Genomic DNA, 1,504 nt, shown 5'->3' with positions numbered 1-1,504 from the left:
TAGTTGTCCTTCGTGACTTCATATTCGCCCGTCGACCGCCGATACGCACGAAGTCCATACATCGAGTCCGCGTCGTTGCCGACGTCGACCATGTTTGGATTGCTATTGACGAGCGTGACGTCGAGCTGTCCGGTCGTGAGGTTAAACGCATCCACGTTAGGCACGGTATGTACGTAGCCGACAAACAGATAATTGCCGGTGGCCACAATCGACTTCGGATTCGCGCCAGTAATGTTGATCACCGGGTTCGGCGTGGTCCTGTTGCCGGCCAGCCAGCCGTGATACACCTCGACGCGCTGCCCCACCGCAGTCCAGTCCGTGCTGCCGGTTGCCCCTTGCGTGAGAATCATCGTGTCGCTTTCAGGCAGGTAGATGATCCGGGTCAGTTGCGAGATGGTGCGCGGGATCGGCATCGTGATCGCGGCGCCCCAGACCGGTTTGCCACTCGAATCGAAACCTGTCAGTGGGTAGTGTGAAATGACATTGGTCTTGTCGAGACCCGCCCAGATATCGCCCTTGCTATCCAGACAGAAGCCATTGCGGACGCGTGCCGTCGTAGCGAAGGCCGTTCCCGGCAACGCGCCATCAGGAATCGCAATGTAGCCGCTCGCCGGGTTGAAGTGGAAAAAGTAGAAGGTATCGGGGTTCTGACTCGCGGCGACGAGTATCCGGTGCCCTCTCACGCTGGCGATCTGCGCAAAATGTTCGCCACGTTCGTGGTCGGCAAGATTGATCCGGGGGTCGGCCGGATAGGTGATCGGGTCGATTGTGTTGGCAACCAAGGTGCCACCCACGGTACCCGAATAGATATTCATTCCGCCGTAGAAGATCGCCCCGTCGGTGGCCGGATCCGGAGCCGCGTTGCCCTCGAAGTTCACCGATTGGAGCTGCCAGCGCAGAACTCCGGTCCCGTCGTATGCGTGGATGTCGGTGCCGCCGTTACGGCCGAGGTCCCATGACCCTCCCCATGGATTGTTCAGGACGTAGAGATTGCGCGCGGAATCCCTGCCGATGCCGGTGACGCGCGTAAAGCGCTTATCGCCCACTTGCCCTTTTATGCCATTGGCCGTACTGAGAAAGCCGCCTTGAACACCGAACGTCCCCGCGGCATACGGCGTGCCGGACACGTCATAGATCTTGATATTCATATCCGGCCCTTCGTCGCCGATCCATAGCTGGTCGCTCGTCGCATCGAAGTACAGCGAAGCGGGCCGCGTTTTGGCCGGCAACTGGATAGTGTTCCGGCGCTCCCCGCCTGGACTGAACTGGATCACGGTGCCCAGGCTCTGTTGTGCGACCCAGACGTTTCCAGCTGCGTCTACCGCTAATGCGCCCGGCTCTGCCACGCTAATGTCGCGCAGCCAGACACCGGACGTCGTAAACACGCGCACGCGATTGCCGGGGAAATCGCTCGCATATAGCAGCGAGCCGGACGTCGCGAGTCCGGTGACGACATCGGCCAGGCGTTCGGTGGTCGTCGCGCTGACGGTGATGAGCAGGTCGC

At 60.6% G+C, this 1,504-nt stretch carries 1 protein-coding gene; it reads right to left on the bottom strand.

Annotation, left to right across the window (positions count from 1 at the left end):
• On the bottom strand, positions 1-1,504 hold a 1,504-nt coding region (locus P0D71_RS35965; RefSeq protein ID WP_408483882.1), incomplete at both ends, for an SMP-30/gluconolactonase/LRE family protein.

The sequence above is a fragment of the Paraburkholderia sp. RL17-383-BIF-A genome (genome assembly GCF_046028015.1).
GTDB lineage: Bacteria > Pseudomonadota > Gammaproteobacteria > Burkholderiales > Burkholderiaceae > Paraburkholderia.
Note: the sequence above shows the minus strand (reverse complement) of the source record. Positions and strands in the feature narration are given on the sequence as shown.